Here is a 24545-nt window from a genome sequence, read left to right as displayed (position 1 = left end):
AAATAGAAAAAGATTTTAAAAGCATCCTCAGGTGGGGATGCTTTTTTAAATTTATTTTTTGCTGTCTTCCGCTTCAGCTGCAGTTTTACTATCTTCTGAATCAGCTGTTTCCGACTTTTCGGAAGGCTCACTCTCAGGCTGTAATTCTTCTTCTGGAATTCCAACTTCAATATCCGAAAATATTATTTTTTGAATATCCTGTATTGTCTGGCTTAAAGCATATTCTGCCTCTAAATATTTCTTTACATTATTATTAATCTCAATAAAATTCTGCAGGTTCTGCAGTCTTTCTTTATCTTCTTCACTTAATTCTTCTCCTGACATTCTCTTACTCTGCATCTCCATCATTAAATTCTGATAATCCAGGAGCATCTTTTTAGAACCTTCCTTTTTCATCACTTTTTCGCGCAGCTGCTGATATTTTTGATACTCATCAGAATTCTTTAACTTTCTCTGCAGTCTTCTTGCTGTATCATGTACTGACATTAAGATTCCTCCTTCAAAATTTTAATTTCAGCTTTTATTTCTTCTTCAATTTCTATTATACCAAATGTATAGTTTTTTTCCAGTCTTTTATCCGTTGGTGAACCTGGATTAAAAAATAATTTATCACTCAAACGCTCATTAAAAGGTCGATGTGTATGCCCAAAGACAATAATATCACTATCTACAAAAGTGTAATTTAATCCCTGAAGAATGTTTTTTCCCCTAAATTGATGGCCGTGAATAACCGATATTTTCTGTCCGGCAGCTTCAAAAGTCAATTTATCTTTTAATTTCTTCTGTAAAGGATAACTATCACGGTTGCCGGCAACAGTTTTAACTTCCGTAATCGACTTTAATTTATTTAAATATCTTTCTTCACAGTGATCACCAGCATGAATAATTAAATCAACATTTCTTAATTCTGCAATCAGTTCTTCAGGCAAGTCCTGCCCAGCATTCGGCAAATGCGTATCTGAAATAACTCCTATTCTCATTTTTGTTAAACCTCCATTAATTTGAAAAAAGCAGCTTCGCCAGCAGTGGATATTTTATTTCTACTGCATCATAGGGACAGAGTTCCTGACAGCAGAAACAGCGAATACATGCATCTAGCTCCACTTCCGGAAAATCATCAACCATTGTAATTGCATCAGGCGGGCAGTTTTCGGCACAGGTTCGACAGCCCACACAATTTTCTTCTTTAAAAACTGGTTTGGGACGCAAAAATTTTTCCAAAATATCTGATAAAAAATCAGGCAATTTTGCATCAAGCAGATTATTTTCCTTTTCTATTTTGGGAATCTCAACATTAGTTAACGGCTTAATCTCATCTCCCCGGAGCTCTAACTTTTCTTTTTTAAGAATCTGATCAGCCAGTGCTGCCTTAATTGAAGGGACTTTTTCCTCCGGTGTAATTCCCATTAGTCTGACAGCTGCTAAATCAAGATAATAGGGAGAAGTAGAAGCCAGTAAATAATTAAACTTCCGCGGCTGTCCATTCGAAGGACCTTCTCCTTCCATGCCCACAACTGCATCCATAATTGTTAATTCTGGAGCAACCAGGCCAGCCAGATCATTTAACATCCTCGAGAAATCATCAACTGACTGCATCCGCAGATGGTATTCTGCTTTCAAAACTCCCGGGATACAGCCAAAAAGATTTTTAACTGCACCTGTATACATTGTTAAACCATGAGTTTTTAACTTTGGTAAGTTGATTACTAAATCAGCAGCTTCTAAATAAGAGACCAGCTGAAAAGATTTATTTATTTCCCCTGCTCGATATTCATGTTTTTTAGAATCAGTATTATAATTTAATTTTAGATCTTCTGCAGCAGCCATCTCATAAAGACCTGATTTTTGATAGGCTCTTTTAAGCAGCTTTTTATTAAACGGTCCACCCGGACTATCAGCAATAATTACCTCTGCCCCCAGTTCTTTGACCTTTCTGGCTAGAGCTCTTATAAATTCAGGATTGGTGGTTACAGCTGCCTCTGGTGCTTTCCCCATTAAAAGGTTTGTCTTAAAAACTACCTGATCACCGGCCCTGATAAATTTTTTCAGTCCCCCAAGCTCCTGCAGCAAAAAATCCAACTTTTCAGAAAGTTCTTCTGCCTGATAACTATAACATTTTTTAGCAGCTACAATAGTCATTTTTTACCTTCTTTCGTCTTCAAAAGCAAAATTATAGATAAAAAAATTAAAACCGGCACTAAGGCCGGCTTATTTGCGTAATTTTATGGCTCAAATATAAACTGGCCTCGCACCAGCAAAAAAATACTTTAAGAAACTTTTTCACTCTTTTTTTCTTTAGCATTGGTTGAGCTTTTGGATGAACTTGTGGTTGAGCTTTTTTTCTCCTGATTCACATAAAAATTAGATCCTTTAAAAATAATCCCAGGTGAGCCAATAATTCGCTTAACCTCACCACTGCATTCCGGACATTCCTCTAAAGCATCCTCACTAATATTTTGAAATTCTTCAAATCTACCACATTTTTCGCATTCATATAAATATGTCGGCATTTTTATTCCTCCTTCATATCCTGTTTTCAAATTCAATTTTATTCGTTAACAATATTTAAATAACCCCAGTAATTATAAAGCTGGATAAAAACAAATAAAGCAGCAATTAACCACTTAGAATGATAAATAAAATATCCTAATCCTGCTACTGAAGAAATAATTATAGCGGTTAAGACAAATTTTCTCTTTATCTTAATTTTTAAAATCTGCCAGGGCATTAAACCCAGGCCAATAAAAACACCCGAATCAACATTATAAATTAAGCCTGCAATTCCAACTATTACAAATATAATTAATAGAAATAAATTCATAATTCAACCCCCAATTATGGAGTAACTTGATTCTTAAAATAATGACCAACTTTATAATAATATATCATAAGAATACCAGTCTTGGCAAGCTTTTTATCATAAATTGGTGCAAACTACTTATAACAGCTGGTTTTTAAATGCCAGCTGTTATAAATGATAAAAAATTTTATATTTAGCTTTCAAATAACATAAATAAATTACAGTCAGTTATTAAACTAATATCTAGAGAAAGCCCCTTCCAAAAATAAGGGTCAGAATAAACAAAATCAGAAAAACAGCAAATATCAGTTTAGCAATTGATGCCGAAGCATTAGCAACCCCTCTAAACCCAAATAGCCCCGCAACAATAGCAATAACCAGAAAGATTATGCCATATTGCAACATTTTTTTCACCTCACTTGAATTTGAGACAACAATTTAAAAATTATCTTTTTTAAGCTTATAAGTTATCCAGCCAGCTATCCACTTCTTTTTTTGCCTTTTCTTTTGTCTTATTGTACTTTTCCTGAACTGTTTCAATCAGTTTATCTTTATCACCTTTAATTTCACTAAAATCCTGTTCTGATATTTTATCCCATTGATTCTGTACCTTATCCTTCAATTCTTTCCACTGCAATTTAAGATCATTTTTATCCATCATTTAACCCTCCTTAATTGTAGTTGAAATATTTATTATTTATTAATTTAAAAATAAATAATCAAAATCAATTAAAGATAATAATAAAATTTACTGAATAACGTATTTTATTCCAAACTTATTTTCTATTTAATATTGTTTCATTTTTATTTGATATATTCCGTAAAAACAAACACAATTTTTAAGTTTTATTCAAAAAAGCAACAGATTCTAGATGATAAGTCTGCGGAAAAAGATCGACTGGCTGGATTTCTACTAACTGATATGCTTCCTTTAAATTTCCAAGATCTCTTGCCAGAGTAGCTGGATTGCAGGAAATATAGATTATTTTCTCAATCTTATTTTCCAGCAGCAAATTAATTGTTTTTTCATCCAGTCCTTTTCGTGGTGGATCAAAAATAATTGTATCAATTTGATCATTTTTCAGTAATTCCGGCAGTTTATCTTCTACCAGTCCCTGCTCAAATTCTACATTATTAATCTTATTTAATTCAGCATTAGCTCTGGCATCTTCCACAGCAGATTTTAAAGATTCAACTGCGTAAATTTTTTCCGCCTGATCTGCCAGATAAAGAGCAATACTACCCGTACCGGAGAAAGCATCAATCACTCTCGCATTACCATCATCACCAAGATATTTTGCTGCTGTATCATACAACTTTTTGGCCTGCATGGTATTAACCTGAAAAAATGATCTGGCAGAAATTGAATAAGCTGTCTTACCAATATATTCAGTTATTTTATTTTCACCAGCCAGCAGAATCTCCTCTTTACCAAAAATAACATTTGTATTCTTAGTATTAATATTTTGGACTACTCCTTTTAACTCCGGAATTTTACGCATCAGAGTTCTGGCAATTAAATTTTTATCAATAAAGTCATCACCATTTGTAACCATGACCAGTAAAGCCTGATTAGTACAGGTTCCAACTCTAATTACCAGGTGCCGCAGCAGTCCCCGTAGTGTATGCTCATTGTAGACACTCAACTGAAATTTATTTAATTCTTCCAGAGTGATTCTTAAAATTCTGTTGATTAAGGGATGCTGAATCAGACAGTCCTGATTGGGAACAATGTCATGACTTCCCCTTTTATAAAAACCAGCAGTTATCTGATCATTCTCATCTACATCCAGTGGGAACTGTGCCTTATTGCGGTAGCGAAAATCATCATCTGCAGCCAGCACATCTCTTAATTTAAAGTCTTCAATTTTTGCAATCCGATTAATTAGCTGTTTAATATTGTTCTGTTTAAATTCTAATTCTTTTTGGTAATTAATATGCTGAAGTTGACAGCCTCCACACTCATTATAAACCGGGCAGGGAGCTTTGATCCTTCCTTCACCGGATTCAATAACTTCTACCAACTCAGCAAAAGCATAGTCTTTTTTGATTTTAGTAATTTTTGCCTTTACAAGGTCTCCAGGTAAAGTTAGAGCAATAAAAACAGCCTTCCCATTTTCGGCTCTGGCCACTCCATCTCCCCCGTGGGCTAAATCTTCTATTTTAAAAGTTTTAATTTCATTTTTTTTCAAAATGTGCACTCCTCAATAATTATAATTACTATCTATCCTTCTAAAAGTTTATCACAAAAAACTCCCGGATAGCAAACACACTTTACAGGCTATTGCTTCTATGGTAGAATTATTTGATAGAATATTTATGATTTAGAAACAAATTTAATTAAATTTACTTATTAACAATAATGTTTGAGACAACTAAAACATTTTACAAGGAGGCAGTGCTTTGAATTTTCAGATTGTCATAACCCAAATTATATCATTATTTTTACTAATTGCTGTCGGATATTTTCTCAGACACAGCGAACACCTGGACAAAAAAGAAACCGGAGCGATCTCTAAACTGCTTCTGGACTTAATCCTGCCCGCTATGTTAATTTCATCCCTACAAATTGAGATCACAGCTAAAATGCTGGGGGATTTTAAGAACTTATTTTTATACTGGATTGCTTTTTATTTAATTTTAATAGCAGCTGCTTCTCTAATTTCTAAACTTTTTCCAATTTCCAGAGACAAAAAAATTGTACTGAAGTTTTTCTTAATTTTTGGTAATGTTGGTTATATGGGACTGCCGGTGATTGATGTCTTATTTCCAGAAAACGGAATTTTCTTTGGCTCAATTGGAGTAGTTGTCTTTAATATCTTTTTATGGACTTATGGGGCCAATCTTTTTTTACGTGGAAATGAAGGAAAAAAAATTAATTTAAGGGATATTTTTAATAATGGAGTAATTGCAATTATTATTGGCTTATTTTTAATGTTAACAGGCATCAAGCTCCCCACATCAATTATGACAGCTGTTGATATGCTGGCAGAAGCTACTTTTCCGCTTTCCATGCTGGTTATTGGTAGTGGGCTGGCCCAGATTAAAATATCCGGTATTTTTAAGGATTTAAATATTATTGCTTATTCAACTTTAAAATTATTAGTAATACCTGCAGCTTCCCTGCTGATTTTAAGCTACTTAAATGTTGCTGATCCGATTAGGAGTATTTTGGTTTTACAAATAGCGATGCCAGCTGCTGCCAATGGAGTAATTTTTGCAGAAAGATATGAAGGAAATTATGTTTTTGCAGCTGAAAGTCTATTTTTATCTACTTTGATGGCAGCACTCAGCATTCCTTTGATTTCGTATTTAACAACATATTTTAAATAATAAATAACTGGAGGCAGTTAAAATGCAAAATAATTCCCAAAAACTTGGCACAGAATCAATAATTCCGCTGCTGATAAGGCTTTCGATTCCCTCAATTATTGCTATGGCAATTCAAGCTTTATATAACGTAGTTGACAGTATTTATGTAGGAAGAATCAGTACTGATGCTCTTTCAGCTCTGTCTCTAGCTTTTCCGATTCAAATTATTTTAATCGGTATTGGAGTAGGGACCGGTGTTGGAGCCAGTTCATTAATTTCCAGGCGACTGGGAGAAAACAATGAACATGCTGCTGTTAATGCAGCGGAACACAGTATTATGCTTTCTGTGTTTTATGGAATAATAGTTGCTATTTTTGGTTTTTTCTTTTCTGATCAGATTCTTCAATTATTTACAAACGAAGCTAATTTGATTAGAATGGGAAGTGAATACATAAAAATTATTTTAATTGGTTCTATAGCTATGTTTTTCCCGATGATTAGTAATAATATACTACGCGGAGAGGGAAATACATTTACGCCCATGATAGCCATGTTGATCGGCTCTATTTTGAATATTATCCTTGATCCCTTTTTGATTTATGGACTCTGGATTTTTCCGGAAATGGGAGTGGCTGGAGCAGCTATTGCAACAGTAGCTGCACGTATAATTAGCGGCAGCTTTTTAGTTTATATCTTACTTTTTAGCAGAAAAAATGAACTTCAGATTTCTTTAAAAGATTTTTCTTTTGATTTTCAAATAATAAGAGACATTTATGTGGTTGGTTTTCCAGCAATGGTTATGCAGTTTCTGGCCAGTTTCATGCTGGGAGGAATGAATAGAATTCTAGCCGGCTTTGGGAGTACAGCAATTGCAGCTGCCGGTATTTATTTCCGGCTGCAGTCTTTTATTTTTATGCCTGTTTTTGGACTCAATCAAGGATATATGCCGATTATGGGGTATAATTTTGGTCATAATAATCCTGAGAGGATGAAAAAGACTTTTAAATCTGCTCTTTTAGTTGCTGTAATCTTTACAACTACAGGTTTTATTATTTTTCAGACGGTTCCCGAATTATTAATTAAAATGTTTAATAGTGATCCAGAGCTGCTTAAGATTGGTACAGACGCCCTGAAAAAAATAAGTATTGCTTTCCCTGTTATCGGCCCTGCAATAATTATCTCAACTACTTTTCAGGCTCTGGGTAATGGATTTCCCAGTCTAGTTTTCTCCTTTTTACGACAAATTGTTGTACTGCTGCCGGTAATGTATTTTTTAGGGCATTGGTTTGGTCTGGAGTATCTCTGGTTTGCTTTTCCAATCTCAGAAGCAGTCAGTATTTTTCCGGCTTCAATCTGGCTTAGATATAAATTTAATCGAATTTTTATAAATATGGAAGCAAAACAAAAAACTTAAAATAATTCTCTATCCTCAATATGATTAAAAAATAATTTTTGACATTAAAAACCCCTGAGAAAGCTTTAAAAAACTTCGCCTTCTCAGGGTCTTAATTTAATAGTTTTCTTTTTTAGTTAAGAATAAGCTCCAAATCTATATTAAGTATTAAATTCACTATTTAAATAAAGAGACTCATATTTGATTCATCAGCTGAACCTAAGAAAGTTGCAACTCCTCCAACTTCCACGCCTGAAATTAATTCCTCTTTTTTAATGCCGAGCATATCCATTGTCATCTGACAGGCAACAAGTCTAACTCCATTATCAACAGCGTTTTCAATCAATTCTTCCAGAGAATCAACTCCTTTTTTCTCCATAATTCCTCTAATCATTTTGGGACCAATTCCCATCATGTTCATATTAGAAAGAGGGAGTTTTTTACTGCCCCGGGGCATCATTTTTGCAAACATCTTTTCCATCATATTTTTATCTGCGTTTACCGGGCCATCTTTTCTTAAAACATTTAAGCCCCAGAAGGTGAAAAATAAAGTTACCTGATTACCCATTGCGGCTGCTCCATTAGCGATAATAAATGATGCAATTGCCTTATCCAGTTCACCACTAAAGACCACCATAGTTTTACCCTTTTGAACTGGCTTAGAGTTTTCATTACTAATTTCATTACTTTTCTGCTGGAGTTTATCAAATTGTCCTTTTGCTAGTGTAACCTCAATTTTATCAGCAGCCTCATCAATGCTTAAAACTTTATTGCCTGTATTTTTAGCCCAGGCTTTGATGTCCTGCACAAAACCAGGATCTGTTGCTGTAACCTCCAGAAGATCTCCGTCTTCCATTGTTTCCATTTTCTTATAAACCTGCATAATCGGCCCTGGACACTGCAGACCACAGGCATCAAGTTCCACTAATTTCCCCCTGCTGTGCTTGAGCATATCTTTACCAGCAAGTTTAGCTTCTTCTGGACTTTCAGCCGAGTTATAACTTGCTTCAGCTGGATCTTCAATAACCTGTTCCTGATCATCTTTAACAGCCTTGTATAGTTTATAACCTCCACTTAAATTTCTGGCTTTTTCAAAACCATTTTGCAGCAGTATCCTGGCTCCTATATAACCTCTTAATCCCACTGCACAATAAACTATATATTCTTTTGTAGGATCTAGTTGATCCAGATTGTCACGTAAATCATTTAGGGGAATATTAATTGAATCTTCAATACTACCTAATTGAGTTTCAACTTCTTCTCGAACATCTAAAATAACAGTCTCCTCTGGGTTGATATTCTCCAACTCCTGCCAGTAAGCGGCTTCGACTATTCCTTTTAAAAGGTTACCAGCAGCAAATCCTGCCATATTTACAGGGTCTTTGGCTGAACCAAAGGGAGGTGCATAAGCAAGTTCCAGCTCCTGCAGATCAAAAACATTCATTTCCTGCCTGACCGCCACAGCCAGAACATCGATTCTCTTATCAACTCCATCATAACCTACTATTTGAGCTCCAAGCACTTTACCACCATCAGGAGCAAAAATTAATTTAATCATCATTGGAACTGCCCCCGGATAATAACCAGCATGATTATTGGAATTGGTATGAATAACTTTATAATCCCATTTTAAATCCTGAAGTTTTTTCTCGGAAACCCCTGTTGAAGCAATAGATAAATCAAAAGCTTTAGCAATGGAAGTCCCCTGAGTTGCTTTATATTTTTCTTTTCTGCCGCAGATATTATCTGCTGCTATTCTCCCCTGCTTATTTGCAGGTCCAGCCAGAGGAATTCGAACAGCCTGATCTGTAACTAAATCTTTCACTTCAATTGCATCACCAATCGCATAAATATTGGGATCTGATGTCTGCAAATATTCGTTTACTTTGATCCCCTTACTGCTTCCAATTTCCAGTCCGGCTTCTTCTGCCAGCTCGGTTCGGGGACTAACTCCTATTGATAAGATAATCATATCAGTTTTTATAGTTTTACCGCTCTGTAGTTTTACTATTTTTCTTCCAGCAGCTTCTTCTACTGCAGTAATGCCATCTCCTAAATGAAGATCAATACCTTTAGTTCTGAGATGGTTATGCAGCATTGCAGCCATTTCATAATCTAGAGAACCCATTAGTTGATCCATCATTTCAACCACCGACACTTCGATTCCTCTTTCATGAAGATTTTCAGCCATTTCCAGGCCAATAAAGCCACCTCCAACCACTACAGCTCTTGCCGGCTTTTTGTTATCTACAAAATTCTTTATTTTATCTGTATCTGGAATATTTCTCAGCGTAAAAACCTCTGGAAAATCCAGACCAGGAAGTGGTGGCTTGATAGGTTCTGCCCCCGGAGATAAAACTAGTTTATCATAATTTTCTTTATATATTTCCCCACTTTTTAAATCTTTTATCTCAACTGACTTTTCTTCCCGGTTAATTCTTACAGCTTGATGTTGAATTCTAACATCAATTTTAAATCTTTCCTCCATTGACTGCGGAGTTTGAACTAATAGTTTTTCTCTTTCCTCAATTACCTCACCAATGTGATATGGTAAACCACAATTAGCAAAAGAAATATGTTCTCCCTTTTCTAACATAATAATTTCTAGATTTTCATCCATTCTTCGCAGGCGAGCTGCAGTACTTGCCCCTCCAGCAACACCACCTACTATTATTACTTTATCCGACATTTTATACCTCCTAGATATTTTTCAACACAAAACAGATTAGCACTTATCTATTTTTTTCAAAATCACTTAGTACATTTACGATCTTCCTAATCGTTTTATTAACAACATAATAATTTCTTTCCAGTCCATTTCTTTTACTATTCAAAATATTGGCCTCCCTTAATTTCGCTAAATGCTGAGATAAGGTTGACTGAGGAATATTTAAACATTCCTGCATTTCTGAAACATTACAACCCTCTTCAGCCATTAACCCTTTAACAATCACCAGTCTAACAGGATGAGCCAGTGCTTTTAATAATTTTGCTTCTGCTTCCAGAACATCTTCATTCTTTTCTAAAACTTCTTTTCCCTTCTCACTTGTAAAAAAAGGCATTTTTCTACCTCCATTCTGAATTTGTATTGCTTTATCTAAATAATACGATATAGTGAATAAAATGTCAAGCTATTTAAGGATTTTCTTAACAAAGTCATTTATAAAAATTATGCGGTTTTATTACAATCGATTAAATTAAAATAAGCTTTTAGTGCTTTATAATCTCAATAAAACTCCTTGTAATCTCTGCTGTAATACCCCAGATAACCCTATCCTGATAGCGGTAAAAATAGATTTGATAATCTCCCTGACGGGGATTAAACTTTTCTCCCTGTGGTAAAAGATGATAGGGAAAATCCTGATCGAATTCACTTTTTAAAACAGCTGCATATTTTTCAGCCTGATGGTTAAGAAAAAATTTCAGAGGAACTGTAAAAATCTCTTCCACTTCATAATTATTAACCTTGATTGACTCGAGTGAATCAATATTAATTTTACCGACAAAAGTGTAAATTATAAAATTATAAGGAGTTATTAAATAGTCAGCCTCTCCTAAAAGTTCAATTTTGGATTCAGGAATTAAAAGTTCTTCACTGCATTCCCTAACTGCAGCCTGAGAAAACTCTTCTCCCCGTTCAATTCTACCTCCCGGAAATGATACTTCCCCCGGCTGGGTTTTTAAATTTTGAGATCGCAGCTCATATATTAAATGAATTTCCCCATTTATTTCTATTAAAGGCACTAAAACTGAGTAATAATGCTGAATTCTAGTTGGCCCGGGTATTCTGTTCTGAATTTTTTCTTTTATAGTTTTAATTTTCAAAAAAATCACCCTCAAAAATAAGATTCAGTGCTTCTAATTTTAACTGGCTTCCAGAACTCTGCAGCTCCAGAAGCCAGCTGATAATTAGGCTATAATTATTGAATTTAGTACTAATTCATTAATTTATCTCTGAGCATCTGATTTACCAGGCCAGGATTGGCTTTACCTCTTGTTTCTTTCATAACCTGTCCTACTAAAAATCCAATTGCTCTCTCCTTACCATTTTCTACATCTTCTACTGCCTCTGGATTATCTTCAATAATCGCATCTACAATATTATCTAATTCATCCTGATCACTAATCTGTTTTAATCCCTCTTCTTCCACAATAGTTTCCGGATCTTTGCCGCTGTTATACATTTTCTCAAAGACTTCTTTAGCAATTTTACCACTGATAATATCCTGATCGATCATTTTTAACATTTTCGCCAGGTTAATTGGACTAACTCCAGATTCAAAAGGAGAATGGCTATTTTCATTTAATAACCTCAAAAATTCTCCCATCATCCAGTTGCTTAAGTTTTTAGGATCATCATAGTCAGAAAGTACTTCTTCAAAGAATACTGACAGATCCTTATCTCCAGTTAAAACTCCTGCATCATACTCAGGCAGTCCCAGCTCAAAAATAAAGCGTTTATATTTTTCTCTGGGAAGCTCCGGAATTTCTTTTCTCATCTCTTCTTTCCAGGCTGCATCAATTTCTAAAGGAACTAGATCAGGCTCCGGGAAATAGCGATAATCATGTGCTTCTTCTTTGCCGCGCATAGAAATTGTCTTATTTAAAGACTCATCCCAGGTTCTTGTTTCCTGAACTACTTTTTTACCTTCATCAAGAAGTCCCTGCTGTCTTTTAACTTCATATTCCAATCCTTTTTCTACAGCACTAAAGGAGTTCATATTCTTCAGTTCAGCTTTAATACCAAACTCCTCCTGCCCCACAGGCCGCAGTGAAACATTGGCATCACAGCGCAGTGATCCTTCCTCCATATTGCAGTCAGAAATATCAAGATATTCCATAATCATTTTTAACTCTGTTAAATAGGCTTTTGCCTGAGCTGGAGTCCTCATATCTGGTTCACTTACAATCTCGATCAGAGGTACCCCAGTTCTATTGTAATCTACTAAACTACCCTTAGATTTATCAATACTTCCCTCATGAATCAGCTTACCTGCATCTTCTTCCAGATGAACCCTGGTAACTCCAATATTGAAGATTCCTGCTTCAGTTTCTATTTCAATCTCACCATTCTCAGCAACCGGCAGGTCAAACTGAGAAATCTGATAGGCTTTAGGTAAGTCTGGATAGAAATAATTTTTGCGGTCAAACTTAGAGTATTCTGCAATATCACAATTTAAAGCAAGTCCTGCCATAATCGCATAATCTACTACCTTTTTATTTAAAACCGGTAAAGTCCCTGGTAAACCAAGACAAACCGGACATGTGTTTTCATTTGGCTCTTTTCCAAATTCTGTACTGCAGCCGCAGAAAATTTTGGATTCTGTGTTTAACTGGACATGGACTTCAAGTCCAATTACTGTTTCATATTTAGTGGTCATTTTTTCACCTCTCTCAATGATTTATAGTTCTGCTCTCTTTTCGTTAATATTTAATAATTTCTCTAAGGTATAAGCTGCCTGTATGATTTTCCCTTCGCCAAAATGAGGTCCAATCAACTGCAGTCCAATTGGCATTTCACTGCTGTCAAATCCACAGGGAACAGACATTGCAGGTACCCCAGCTATATTTATTGGTACAGTAAAGATATCTGTGTGGTACATTTCTAAAGGATCACTTTTTGATCCCAGTTCAATCGCTGTTGAGGGAGCGGTTGGGGTTATGATCAGATCAAAATCATTAAAGATACGGTCAAAATCATCTTTAATCAGGGTTCTAACCTTTTGCGCCTTAAGATAATAGGCATCATAATAACCTGAACTTAAAGCATAAGTTCCGATCATAATTCTTCTTTTTACCTCATCACCAAAGCCCTCATGTCTGGTATTAGTGAACATCTCACTTACATCAGCTGCCTGCTCACTGCGCAGTCCATAACGTACTCCATCATAACGGGCCAGATTAGAGCTGGCTTCTGCAGGTGCAATTACATAATAAGCTGCCAGTGCATAAGAGGCATCTGTCATATGTACTGTTTCTACTTCAGCGCCTGCTTCTTTTAGTTTTTCCACTGCTGCCAGAACACTGGCTTTAACTTCTTCATCAAATTCCAAATTAAAATATTCTTCAGGAATTCCAATTTTCATCCCGCTGACATCTTCTTTTAGATACTTAGTATAGTCCTCTTTTTGACCTGCAATAGAAGTCGAATCCTTTGGATCATGGCCTGCAATTACATTCATTAAAATTGCACTATCTTCAACATCTTTGGTAATTGGTCCAATTTGATCTAGAGAAGATGCAAAAGCTACCAGTCCATAACGGGAAACCATTCCATAGGTGGGTTTTAGACCAACTACACCACAGTAAGATGCAGGCTGTCTGATTGAACCGCCTGTATCCGAACCCAGAGCTGCTGCGCATTCTCCTGCAGCAACTGCTGCTGCTGAACCTCCACTTGATCCACCCGGAGCGTGATTTAAGTTCCAGGGGTTATGGGTATCAAAAAAAGCTGAGTTTTCTGTAGAAGAACCCATAGCAAACTCATCCATATTGGTTTTCCCCATTATAACCGCCCCGGCTGCATTTAGTTTTTCAACTACTGTTGCATTATAGGGTGGATTATAGTTTTCCAGCATCTTAGAACCACAGCTGGTTTTAATTCCATCAGTTGACATATTATCTTTAACCGCAATTGGAATTCCAGCCAGCAAAGCTTCTTTTTTGTTTTCGTATTCTGCAAGATCTTGTTCTGCAAGCTCATCAGTTACTGTAACATAAGACTTAACTCTATCTTCTACCTCATTAATTCTATCTGCATATGCCTTTTTTATCTCTGCTGGAGTCAATTCTCCGGCAGCAATTTTTTCTTTTAATTCGTGAATTGTTAGGTCATAAATATTCATTTTATTATCTTACCTCCTTAGCTGCTTAATCTGACATAATTTTTGGAGCTCTAAAGTGCCCATCTTTTTCGTCTGGCGCATTTGCCAGTGATTTCTCGCGTAGTAGAGATTCTTTTACTTGATCCTCACGCAGAACATTTTTCATCGGTACAGTATAGGCTGTTGGTACAACATCATCTGTATCCAGTTCACTCAGCTTATCAACGTAATTTAAAATTTCACCAATCTGTTCTGTATACTTTTCTTTCTCTTCTTCGTCAAGTTTTAGCTGAGCCAGTCCTGCTGCATATTCTACATCTTTTTTATCAATCATCTAAATTTCCTCCTCACTTTAGGATAATTTCTGTTAAATTAATAGCTAGCTGTTATCATAAATTATTCATTTAAACTATTCAGATACTCGGATTTTTCTAGTTTACTCAACTTCTTTATTAGTTGTCCTGTTTTCAATCATCTGGGTAAATTCATCTTCTTCCAAAATTTCTACCCCCAGCTCCTGAGCCTTATCATATTTAGAACCAGGATTATCTCCGATAACCAGATAATCTGTTTTAGAACTAACTGAAGAAACTGCTCTCCCCCCAGCTTTTTCGACCAGGTCCTTAACTTCAGAGCGGGTATAATTGTTAAGTGAACCTGTAAAAACGAATTTTAGTCCATCTAGAAACTTCTCATTTTCCTGCTCTTTTTCTTTTTCCAGTCTGATTCCTGCCTGTTTTAATCGGCTTAAAAGATCTCTATTATGTCTTTCCTGAAAAAACCCAACAATACTTTCGGCAATTACAGGTCCTATCTCATCAATCTCTTCCAAATTTTCAGCTGAAGCTGCTTTTATCTCTTCTATTGAATTAAAATTTTCAGCTAAAATCCTGGCAGCTCCAATCCCGACATGTCTGATACCTAAGGCATAAAGGACTCTAAAAAATTCTCTCTCCTTACTGGCTTCAATCGCTTCTATAACATTCTGAGAAGATTTTTCTCCCATTCTTTCCAGATCTTTAAGATGTGCCTGTTTAAGAAAATATAGATCAGCATAATCTTCAATCAAATTGTTTTCCAGCAGCTGTTCAATTAAAGCCGGTCCTACTCCATCAATATTCATTGCATCTCTGGAAACAAAATGAAGTATACTTTCTTTACGCTGAGCCGGACAGCTGATGTTAGTACAGCGGGTAACTGCTTCTCCTTCAGGCCTGATTACTTCACCACCACAAACCGGGCACTCATCGGGCATTTTAAATTCTTTTTCACTGCCATCCCGTTCTTCTTTGATAACTTTTACTACCTCTGGAATAACATCTCCTGCCTTCTGTACCAGAGCAGTATCACCAATCCGGATGTCTTTCCTTTTAATTTCATCTTCATTGTGCAGAGTAGCTCTGCTGACAGTAGAACCGGCAAGTTCAACAGGTTCCAAAATAGCAGTAGGAGTCAGAGCACCTGTACGTCCCAGAGAAATTTCTATATCTTTGATTTTAGTTGTTTTCTGCTGGGCAGGAAATTTATAGGCAATTGCCCAGCGTGGTGATCTAGCTGTTGTACCCAATTTTTCTCTTAAAGCTAAATTATTAATTTTAATCACCAGACCATCAATTTCAAAGTCAAGACTTTCTCTTTCTTCCTGCCACTGCTCACAAATTTCGATTACAGCTTCTATCTCAGCAGCAGACTGATGCCAGTTAACCTTAAAACCCTGTTCTTTGAGATAGGAAAAAACTTCAAGATGGGTTTCAAATTCTCTATCCGAATGGGAAATAAGATCATAAATTAAAATCGAAAGACTGCGCTGAGCCGCAATTTTGCTATCTAACTGTCTAACTGAGCCAGCTGCTGCATTACGTGGATTAGCAAAAGGAGATTCCTCATTTTCCAACCTTATTTCATTTAAACGCTGAAATTCACTTTTAGGTAAATAAATTTCTCCTCTAAGTTCCAGTTCAGCTTCTTCTTCAATTTTTAAGGGAAGTGAACGGATAGTTTTCATGTTTTTAGTGATATCCTCACCTACTTCCCCATTTCCACGAGTAGCACCCAGCTCAAAACTACCATTATTGTAACGGATTACTGCAGAAAGACCATCAATTTTATGTTCTACCACATACTGATAATCTTCACCATTAAGATTTTTTTGCACTCTTTGATCAAAATCACGTAATTCTTCTGCTCCAAATGCATTATCCAGACTGAGCATTGTAGAAGAATGTTCAACTTTTTCAAACTCATCCAGAACTTCCCCTCCCACTCTTTGAGTTGGAGAATCTTCAGTTATCAGCTCAGGAAAGGCTTTTTCCAATTTAATCAATCTCTGCATCAGCTGATCAAATTCTGCATCAGAAATTGAAGGATCATCCAGCACAAAATATTTATATTCATGTTCCCTGATTTTCTCTCTTAAAGCCTTAATTTTCTTTTCAGCTTTCTCTTTTGTTAATTTTGACATTCTAGCACCTACCTATACTTTCTGAATTGGAGCATATTCTGCCAGTAAATTCCTGGTTTTTCCCTGTTCAAAGGCAATCTTTAGTTCTGGATTTTTATCGCCTCTGATTGAAAGAATTGTTCCAATTCCCCAGCGAGGATGAACAATTTTCTGACCGATTGCATAATTTGTTCCAGAATTATCACTGTGAATCATTTCTTCTTCTCTTGCCATCTCAGAACGAGTATCTGCTGCCCCAGATAACAGTTCAGCTGGTATCTCTTCAATAAATTGAGAGGGAGGATTCATTTTTCTTTCCCCAAAACGAAGTCTGACCTGAGCCCTGCTTAAATATAACCTTTCTTCAGCTCTGGTCATTCCAACATAGCAGAGACGTCTCTCCTCTTCCATACCCTGCTGCTCAAACATTGAGTTTGAATGAGGGAAAATACCATCTTCCATTCCAACCAAAAAGATCACCGGAAATTCCAGACCTTTAGCAGAATGAATAGTCATCAAGGTTAGAGAACTCTGTTCTTCATCCATTGAATCAATATCTGACATCAGAGTAACTTCTTCTAAAAAGCCAGCCAGGGTATTATTATCACTATTTTTCATATATTCGTTAATTACAGAAAACAGTTCTTCAATATTTTCCAGTCTGCTTTCTGCCTCCGCTGTTTTTTCTTCTTCTAAATTATGTCGGTAACCACTCTTATCCAGAAGCTTCTCGGTCAAGCGGGCCAGAGCAATCTCTTCCTGCTCTGCTCTCAATTCTTCTATGATCTCTGTAAAGTGAAGTACTCTTTTTGCATAAGTTCCACTTAAAGCAGGATTTTCTTTAGATTTTAAAGCTGCCTCATATAAATTTAGTCCTTCTGTCTCGGCAAAATCCTGAACCTTGGCCAGAGTTCCAGCACCAATTCCCCTTTTGGGACGGTTAATGATTCTTAAAAAACTAATATCATCAGCCGGATTATAAATCAAACGCAGATAAGCCATTATATCTTTGATTTCCATCCGCTCATAAAATCGAACTCCTCCAACAATTTGATAGGGGATGCCGTATTTCATCAGCATATCTTCAAAAGCCCGGGACTGAGAATTAGTTCGATAAAGCACAGCCAGATCATCAAAAGTTAAATCCTCTTTTTCTGTCAGCTCTTTAGCTGTCCGACAGACAAAGTCTGCTTCTTCTTTTTCATCTTTTGCCTCATATAACTCAAGTTTGGGGCCTTCTCCCTGATCTGTCCAGAGTTCTTTTTCTTTGCGGGAAGAATTATTTTTAATCACTGCCTGGGCAGCTTTTAAAATATTACCTTTTGAACGGTAATTCTGCTCCAGGCGAATGGTTTTAACATCAGGATAATCATCCTCGAAATTTAAAATATTCCGGATATCCGCTCCTCTAAAACCATAAATACCCTGATCAGGGTCACCAACCACACATACATTGCGGTAGCGCTCAGCCAGCAAATTTACCAGCTGATACTGGGCATGGTTTACATCCTGATACTCATCTACCAGAATATACTTAAAACGCTCCTGATAATGCTCTAAAACCAGTGGGAATTCTTCAAAAAGTCTCACAGTCTGCTGGATTAAATCATCAAAATCCATTGCATTATTTTTTTTGAGCCGTTTTTGGTATTCCTCGTAAATATCAGCAGCTGTCTGATCAAAAAAGCTGCCTGAAATGGCACTCATCTGCTCCGGAGTTTTTAGTTCATTTTTTGCATTAGAAATTTTATTTAAAACTGATCTTGGCTTTGTTTTTTTCGGATCCAGATTTTTTGATTTTAAAACTTCTTTAACCAGTTTGCGCTGATCAAGGCTGTCAAAAATAACAAAGTTTTTATTATAACCCAGTTTTTCTGCTTCCCGGCGCAGAATACGCACACAAAAAGAATGGAAAGTACTAACCCAGAGACTGCTGTTTATTCCCCCTACCATTTCTTTAGCTCTTTCTTTCATCTCATTTGCTGCTTTATTGGTAAAAGTTACAGCTAAAATATTATAGGGAGAAACACCATAATGATTGATCAAATAACCAATTCTTCTGGTCAAAACCCTTGTTTTTCCACTTCCGGCACCTGCAAGCACAAGCTCCGGACCTTTGTGGTGTTCAACTGCCTGTTTTTGAGCCTGATTAAGATTTTTAAGTATTTCAATATCCTCCACCAAATCACTTCCTTATTTTAAGTAACAAATTATTTCATTATAATCACACTAAGAATTAATTTTTTTAAATTCTGCTGTTAAATTTTTGCTTTTAATTAAATCTTCCAAAACAGTCCTGCCTGCAGTCAAAGAAAAATATATTAAATGACTTTCACAGCTGCAGTCACTGGCTCCAAATCCAGCAGCAGGAGTCCTGCCTCCATTTTCTGTCAATATTCGGGCCAGAAAACATTCTCCCTCTCCCGGCAGCTCAAAAACAAAATCATTTTCTAAATCTGCCTCAGCCAGAAGATAATCAATATGCCAGTGAAATTTTTTATCACTGCTGTAATGGCGATTTATTCTTGCTGCAAGATTAGTCTGTGCTGTACCAGTATAAAAATAATAACCGGGAGTAAAAGTTTTTATTCCCAGAGCTCCAATTTTAATTTTCTTTTCTTTTCCCAATTTAACTTTCAAAATATAAACCCCACCATCAGGGTAATCCTGCATAAAAATCACTCCACTAACTATCTTAATTCTAGTTTAAGCCATTAGTTTCCTGCATATTGAACAGAAAAAATGCCGGTATCCCGGCACTTCAATTATAATACATTTATTTGTTTTTATCAATTTTTAGAGAGATTTAAAAAATTATCTGATTTAAAACACTTAAGGTATCAGCTTTAACAGCTATTAATTAGAGTCTGCAAAATTCTGAACTAATTTTTTGGCAGCTTTTTCAGAAATCATTGCCGAAGGACCACCAATACACCCACCAACACAGGCCATTCCTTCCAGAAAATTATAATTATTTTTTTTAGCTTTAATTAAATACAGTTCCTTTTTTAAGCGGCCCAGTCCATCAATCTGTTTGCTATTATAATTATCGGTTACCAATTCCTGCAGACTTTTCTGCAAACCACCAGCATAAGCAAATTGTCTACCTAAAACACCTGCATCTTCTAATTTTTCACCCTTCTCTATTGCAGCCAAATTGATATTATGAGCAGTAAATAAAGCAAGTAACTCTTCAAAGGTTATTACATAATCAACATTCTCATTTTGTAAAGCTTCTTCTTTCTTGGCTGTGCAGGGCCCAATAAAAATAGTTTTTAGCTTATTATTTTCATTTTTTATTTTTTTGGCTGTAACTGCCATTGGAGAATCAGTATTAGAAATCAAGCACGACAGACTTTCAAATTCATTTAAAACCATTCTTTTAAAAGCTGGACAGCAGGAAGAAAGCAGAGTTTTCTCTTCCATTATTTTTTCTTTTAGTTCTTTACTTTCTGCAGCAGCCGTTATTTCTGCCCCCGCCGCTACCTCTCTTACTTCTTCAAAGCCCAATTTTTTTAAGGCATATTTAATTTTGGCTGGGCTCTGTTGATAGCCAAACTGGCCAACAAAAGATGGGGCCAGCATTGCAGCTAAACTATTCTTTTCAGAAAATAATTCCAGAGCAACCTGAATTAAATCTCCAGTCTCAGTAATTGCTCCAAATGGACAGGCAGTTATACAGCTGCCGCAGCTAACACATTTTTCTCGATCTATTTTTGCCTGGCGATTTGAATCAGAACTGATGGCATCAAGTTCACAGGCTCTACTGCAGGGGCGCTGATTTTCTAAAATAGCATTATAAGAACAGGCTCCTGCACACTTACCACATTCAACACATTTATCCTGATCAATATAGGCTTTATTCTGGATAATTACAATTGCATTTACCGGACAGGCATTAACACATTTATGGGCAACACAGTTTCTACAGGCATCAGTAACTATATATTTATCAATTGGGCAGCTGTCACAAGCAGTGTCAATTACTTCTACAATATTTCTTTTTTTCTCCTGTCTGGGTAATGATTCTGCCAGCTCTTCTAAACTTTTATCTTTATTACTGGCAATATTAAATCCCATTACCGCTTTAATTCTCTGATCAAAAATAGCTCTTTCTTTAAATTCGCAGCATCTATAACGGGGGGACTCTTTTGTTATCATCTTTTGAGACAGATTGGAGATTTCTTCGACCAGCTTCCCTGTTTTTACAAGTCTCAGTAGTTCAATATATAACCTTCTTTTTAACTTAATTACCTCAGAAATAGTATTTCTACTCATTTTAACATCTCCTATCTTATATTATTTCTTATAATCTTATATAGTTTTTCAGGATTTAAATCCTGATAGATTTTACCATTAAATTCTACAACAGGGGCCTGCTCACAACAATCATCAATACAGTGACTTGTTTTTAGATCAATTTTATCTCTTAAACTCTGATCAAGCTCAGCTATTGATTCCAGCAACTCTGAGGCTCCCATCAAGTGGCAGGGAGTTCCTATACATATTTTTAAAGTATTTTTAGGCATTTAATCCACCTCCTCTATTTTAAAACCATTCAATTTTAACTTCTTTTTTTATTCTTCGCAGCTGTTCTGCAATCTGACTTATTATCTGGCTTCTAATCCCTAAATTAATGGGAAGGTTTAAACTTTGATGAGATTCATTAACAGCTCTGCCAACAAAAAATTGAACACTATCACTTTCAAGTAATAATCTAGTGAAACGAGATGCCCCATCTTTACCATCAACCGGAATCTGCCCCGGTTTATATTTTTTAAGTAAGGAAAGTACTTTATTTAAAGTTAATAATCCTTCTGTTAAAAGATCAAATCCCTTCATTTTGCTGGTAGGCGGAATATCTTTATCATAATATTCAAGTCCAGGTTCTAATTCTTCATCTAACTCCCGGGACGCTATCTGTGCAGTTGTACCTCCACTGATCACCTTTTTCCCTTCTGCATTATGAATTTTCTGAGCCAGATGCTTATCATCTGCTTTTTTTAAAGGTGGACCACTCCAGATATTTAATTTTCTTTTCTTTCTGTATTTCATTCCAATTATAGTAAAATCATCACCAGCCTGATCTCCATAAAAAGTATTAAATATTTTAACAAGATTATTGATACTGTCTTTTAAGTCCTCCTGATTTTTATTAACTGTTCTCTCAATCTCTTCTGCAACTCCATTCCATCCCAGGCCAAAATTTAATAATCCACCTATTCCAGCATGTGTTACCCCATCACTTACCAAAAAGAGCTGATCCTGACGTCGAAATTTAAAGTTAGCTTCCTTAATTTTTTTTCCTTCCAGCTCAAATTCCTGATATTCTAATTTTTTAACCTGATTATTTCTAAATAAAAAAGCTGAAGGGGTGTCAATTTCTATCAGTCGGAGCTGTTGTTTTTGGTCTATTATTAAAAAAGCAAGGGTTGCATAAGCAATACCTCTAACTTCACAAACAGGTAGTGTCGCAAGAATAGTTGAAAGTATTTCCTTTAAAGGTAGTTCTTTATCCAGAAGTCCAGAAGCAATTTTAGATGTCAAAGTAGAAAGAATATTAGCCTTAATCCCACTCCCCAGTCCATCAGATAAAACAATAATTGTTTTATTTTCTTTTTTTATAATTTCTACATTATCTCCACAGACTTCTTCTCCAGCTTTAGGTATCGATCTATAAAATTCTTCAAAAACTAGTCCCACTAATCATCACCTGCCTGCAGGAGCTCAGATAATTCTGTCAGAGCTGCTTTTGTTTCTACAGTCGTTTCTCCTAAAAGACCCGCTATTTCCTGTACAGTCTGCACCTGTTTATTAACAACATCATTTGTTTTTTCTACAGCAACCTCTTTCATCTTCTGCATTTTTCGCCTCTGTTTTTCCTGTTCACTAATATCAGTTAAGATTCCAACTATAACTTTATGCTCTCTGAGAGCAAAAATAGTTTGGTCAACTGTAATACTTCCATTTTTATAAGAACATTTTTGATGAATCAGCCGTTGATTGAGATTCCATGCTTTCTGAAAGCTGCTGCTGTCCATAAATTTATCAAGTTTCATACCCTGCAGCTCTCTACTTTTCTGGGTAAACAATTCTTTAGCTACAGGATTAAATTTCTGAATTTTCATCTGATCATTAACTACTATTATTGCATTATGTGATGACTCAACTATAATTTGAGAAAGTGACTCTGCTCTTGATTTCATATAAGGAATACACATTTTCTTTTCTGCAAACCCATAAAAAACTGCTGCTGCCTTTTCTCGACAGCTGGAATAACCACAGCCCCCACAATCTTTTTCGTCTTCTTTATTTTCTTTAGCAATCGAGGTTAATATTTTTTTAATTTCAGACTCCGGTACCTCTGGCAGAGATATCTTTTTATTCTTATGTTTTCGCCTGACTGATATTTCATTTATCGATCTTTCATTTTCCAATGAAGGAGTTTTTTTGTAGTTATTTCTCTTACTGGTTGATAGATAATTATGTACTTCCAACTCCTTTAAAGGAATACTTAAGTCATTATTTATTGCTGGCCCATTAATACAGCCTCCTGAGCAGGCCAGAAGTTCTACCATTTCAACATCTATCTTATCTTTATCCCTTTTAAAATCCTCTAAAAAATTTATTATGTTTTCTAATCCACTTAAGTGTAGGGCTTTATTGCCACAACCTGGATCTGCTTTAAGCAGATCAGCTGCCTTAACTGCTCCTCCGGAAAGAGCATAATCTGCAGTTAAGTGGGTTGCCGGGAGATCAACATCTGCTGAATCAAGCTCAGAGATTTTAATCCCTTGTTCTTCTAAAAAAATTCTTAAATGTTCAAAGGTAATTACAATATCCGGTCTGTAATCTCTTCTTTTTTCATTTTTGCTTTCTTCTATTTTGGCCAGACAGGGGCCAATGAAAATAACTCTGGCACAATCAAAATTATTTTTTAACTCAGCAGTTTGCAGCATCATTGGCGAAAGTACTGGTGCCAGCTGCGGCAGTACTTCCGGATAATGTTTTTCAATTAAATTTACAACTGCCGGACAGCAGGAGGTTATAAGAGTACTGTCCATTTTTTCTCTTTCCTTTTTAAATTGTTTAACAACTCTGGTTGCTGCTTCTGCAGTTTCTGCTATGTAATCAAAACCAATTATTTTTAAAGCTTGAATTAGCTGTCCTGGTTTAAGATCAGGAAAAGCAGTTACAAAAGAAGGGGCAATAGATGCTATTAGATAACTGTCTGATTCTAGAAAAGCTTCTAATTTTTTTTCTTCAAACAGAGCGCTCTTTGCTCCCTGGGGACAAGTTTTAATACAGTTACCACAGTAAATACACTTTTCTTCAATAATAAACGCCTGACTATCTTTAAAACCAATCGCTGCAACTGGACATTCCCTCAAACATTTGTGACAGTCTTTACAGCTAGCTGGTTTTACAATTAAAGTATCATTCATTCTGATCATGCATTAAATGCTTTTTAAAAATTTCTCTTGCATTCTCTTTATTAACTGCTGCTATTTTTTGCTTATTAATTTCTATATTAACTCCTTCAGTACAGTTCCCCTGACAGAAACTGCCGGAAATTTTGATATCGTTTAAATTGTTTTTCTTTATTTCTTCTTTAAAAATTTCTATTACTCTTTCTGAACCTTTAAGATGACAGCTGCTGCCGACACAGATAATAACCTCATTCATTATAATTCATCCTCCTATAATATCAAATCGAAAGCTAAAGATAAAAACTATATTATATTAGTTTTTTGAAAATTTGAAAATATTCACTTT

24 protein-coding genes are annotated in these 24545 nt (G+C 35.7%); 2 read left to right on the top strand and 22 right to left on the bottom strand.

All coding sequences use genetic code 11. The features are described 5' to 3' along the window. Positions 1-51 precede the first annotated feature (51 nt). The 8 genes from C7958_RS10935 to rlmD form a co-directional block, all read right to left on the bottom strand. Positions 52-486, bottom strand: coding sequence for a YlbF family regulator (locus tag C7958_RS10935; RefSeq protein WP_111572715.1), 435 nt, complete (start codon positions 484-486; stop codon positions 52-54). After that, the gene (locus C7958_RS10930; RefSeq protein WP_111572714.1) at positions 486-980 is read right to left on the bottom strand and encodes a YfcE family phosphodiesterase; all 495 of its coding nucleotides are present in this window, start codon (positions 978-980) and stop codon (positions 486-488) included. Before C7958_RS10930 ends, C7958_RS10935 begins: the two co-directional genes overlap by 1 nt. Positions 981-996: 16 nt before the next feature. Beyond that, positions 997-2139, bottom strand: coding sequence for a DUF362 domain-containing protein (locus tag C7958_RS10925; RefSeq protein ID WP_111572713.1), 1143 nt, complete (start codon positions 2137-2139; stop codon positions 997-999). A gap of 128 nt (positions 2140-2267) precedes the next feature. Then, complete coding sequence (locus C7958_RS10920; RefSeq protein ID WP_111572712.1) at positions 2268-2510, bottom strand: FmdB family zinc ribbon protein; 243 nt, start codon at positions 2508-2510, stop codon at positions 2268-2270. 38 nt (positions 2511-2548) lie between these two features. Continuing rightward, positions 2549-2821, bottom strand: coding sequence for a hypothetical protein (locus C7958_RS10915; protein ID WP_111572711.1), 273 nt, complete (start codon positions 2819-2821; stop codon positions 2549-2551). A 222-nt stretch (positions 2822-3043) separates the two neighbouring features. Further along, positions 3044-3205, bottom strand: coding sequence for a DUF1328 domain-containing protein (locus tag C7958_RS10910; RefSeq protein WP_111572710.1), 162 nt, complete (start codon positions 3203-3205; stop codon positions 3044-3046). 55 nt (positions 3206-3260) lie between these two features. Beyond that, entirely contained in the window at positions 3261-3458 is a 198-nt protein-coding gene (locus C7958_RS10905; protein ID WP_111572709.1) for a hypothetical protein, read from the bottom strand. Between the two features lie 181 nt (positions 3459-3639). Further along, on the bottom strand, positions 3640-4992 hold the full coding sequence (gene rlmD, locus C7958_RS10900; protein ID WP_111572708.1) for a 23S rRNA (uracil(1939)-C(5))-methyltransferase RlmD: 1353 nt from the start codon (positions 4990-4992) through the stop codon (positions 3640-3642). Between the two features lie 211 nt (positions 4993-5203). On the opposite strand from rlmD, the gene C7958_RS10895 reads away from it, so the two are divergent. Both C7958_RS10895 and C7958_RS10890 read left to right on the top strand, forming a co-directional pair. After that, positions 5204-6133, top strand: coding sequence for an AEC family transporter (locus C7958_RS10895; RefSeq protein ID WP_111572707.1), 930 nt, complete (start codon positions 5204-5206; stop codon positions 6131-6133). Positions 6134-6155: 22 nt separating this feature from the next. Continuing rightward, positions 6156-7526 carry an MATE family efflux transporter gene (locus C7958_RS10890; RefSeq protein ID WP_111572706.1) on the top strand — a complete coding sequence of 457 codons (1371 nt, stop codon included), beginning with the start codon at positions 6156-6158 and terminating at the stop codon, positions 7524-7526. Between the two features lie 160 nt (positions 7527-7686). Here C7958_RS10890 and C7958_RS10885 read toward each other — a convergent pair whose 3' ends face one another. From C7958_RS10885 to C7958_RS10820, 14 genes are all read right to left on the bottom strand, one after another. Beyond that, the gene (locus tag C7958_RS10885) at positions 7687-10194 is read right to left on the bottom strand and encodes a CoA-disulfide reductase (RefSeq protein WP_111572705.1); all 2508 of its coding nucleotides are present in this window, start codon (positions 10192-10194) and stop codon (positions 7687-7689) included. Positions 10195-10237: 43 nt separating this feature from the next. Next, positions 10238-10567: an ArsR/SmtB family transcription factor gene (locus tag C7958_RS10880; protein WP_111572704.1), complete on the bottom strand. Its 330-nt coding sequence runs from the start codon at positions 10565-10567 to the stop codon at positions 10238-10240. Positions 10568-10715: 148 nt separating this feature from the next. Further along, positions 10716-11339 (bottom strand): NUDIX hydrolase, encoded by a 624-nt coding sequence (locus C7958_RS10875; protein ID WP_243834328.1) that lies wholly within the window; start codon positions 11337-11339, stop codon positions 10716-10718. A gap of 101 nt (positions 11340-11440) precedes the next feature. After that, positions 11441-12886: an Asp-tRNA(Asn)/Glu-tRNA(Gln) amidotransferase subunit GatB gene (gatB, locus tag C7958_RS10870; protein ID WP_111572702.1), complete on the bottom strand. Its 1446-nt coding sequence runs from the start codon at positions 12884-12886 to the stop codon at positions 11441-11443. Positions 12887-12907: 21 nt separating this feature from the next. Next, complete coding sequence (gene gatA / locus C7958_RS10865; RefSeq protein ID WP_111572701.1) at positions 12908-14350, bottom strand: Asp-tRNA(Asn)/Glu-tRNA(Gln) amidotransferase subunit GatA; 1443 nt, start codon at positions 14348-14350, stop codon at positions 12908-12910. Between the two features lie 25 nt (positions 14351-14375). Then, the gene (gene gatC / locus C7958_RS10860) at positions 14376-14663 is read right to left on the bottom strand and encodes an Asp-tRNA(Asn)/Glu-tRNA(Gln) amidotransferase subunit GatC (RefSeq protein ID WP_111572700.1); all 288 of its coding nucleotides are present in this window, start codon (positions 14661-14663) and stop codon (positions 14376-14378) included. Positions 14664-14765: 102 nt separating this feature from the next. Further along, positions 14766-16790 carry an NAD-dependent DNA ligase LigA gene (ligA, locus tag C7958_RS10855; protein ID WP_111572699.1) on the bottom strand — a complete coding sequence of 675 codons (2025 nt, stop codon included), beginning with the start codon at positions 16788-16790 and terminating at the stop codon, positions 14766-14768. Positions 16791-16802: 12 nt separating this feature from the next. Further along, on the bottom strand, positions 16803-18950 hold the full coding sequence (gene pcrA / locus C7958_RS10850; protein WP_111572698.1) for a DNA helicase PcrA: 2148 nt from the start codon (positions 18948-18950) through the stop codon (positions 16803-16805). A gap of 48 nt (positions 18951-18998) precedes the next feature. Beyond that, positions 18999-19442 (bottom strand): GIY-YIG nuclease family protein, encoded by a 444-nt coding sequence (locus C7958_RS10845; RefSeq protein ID WP_111572697.1) that lies wholly within the window; start codon positions 19440-19442, stop codon positions 18999-19001. Positions 19443-19625: 183 nt separating this feature from the next. Continuing rightward, positions 19626-21047, bottom strand: coding sequence for a monomeric [FeFe] hydrogenase (locus C7958_RS10840; RefSeq protein ID WP_111572696.1), 1422 nt, complete (start codon positions 21045-21047; stop codon positions 19626-19628). Between the two features lie 11 nt (positions 21048-21058). Then, positions 21059-21298 carry an NAD(P)H-dependent oxidoreductase subunit E gene (locus C7958_RS10835; RefSeq protein ID WP_111572695.1) on the bottom strand — a complete coding sequence of 80 codons (240 nt, stop codon included), beginning with the start codon at positions 21296-21298 and terminating at the stop codon, positions 21059-21061. A gap of 19 nt (positions 21299-21317) precedes the next feature. Continuing rightward, positions 21318-22472, bottom strand: coding sequence for a SpoIIE family protein phosphatase (locus C7958_RS10830; protein WP_111572694.1), 1155 nt, complete (start codon positions 22470-22472; stop codon positions 21318-21320). Continuing rightward, positions 22472-24214 (bottom strand): [Fe-Fe] hydrogenase large subunit C-terminal domain-containing protein, encoded by a 1743-nt coding sequence (locus tag C7958_RS10825; RefSeq protein WP_111572725.1) that lies wholly within the window; start codon positions 24212-24214, stop codon positions 22472-22474. The genes C7958_RS10830 and C7958_RS10825 overlap by 1 nt, the downstream gene beginning before the upstream one ends. Then, entirely contained in the window at positions 24207-24455 is a 249-nt protein-coding gene (locus C7958_RS10820; RefSeq protein WP_111572693.1) for a (2Fe-2S) ferredoxin domain-containing protein, read from the bottom strand. The genes C7958_RS10825 and C7958_RS10820 overlap by 8 nt, the downstream gene beginning before the upstream one ends. Positions 24456-24545: the final 90 nt, after the last annotated feature.

This window comes from Halanaerobium saccharolyticum, assembly GCF_003259895.1.
Lineage (GTDB): Bacteria > Bacillota > Halanaerobiia > Halanaerobiales > Halanaerobiaceae > Halanaerobium > Halanaerobium saccharolyticum_A.
The sequence above is the reverse complement of the archived record's forward strand: the minus strand, read 5'-3'. Positions and strand labels throughout refer to the sequence as shown.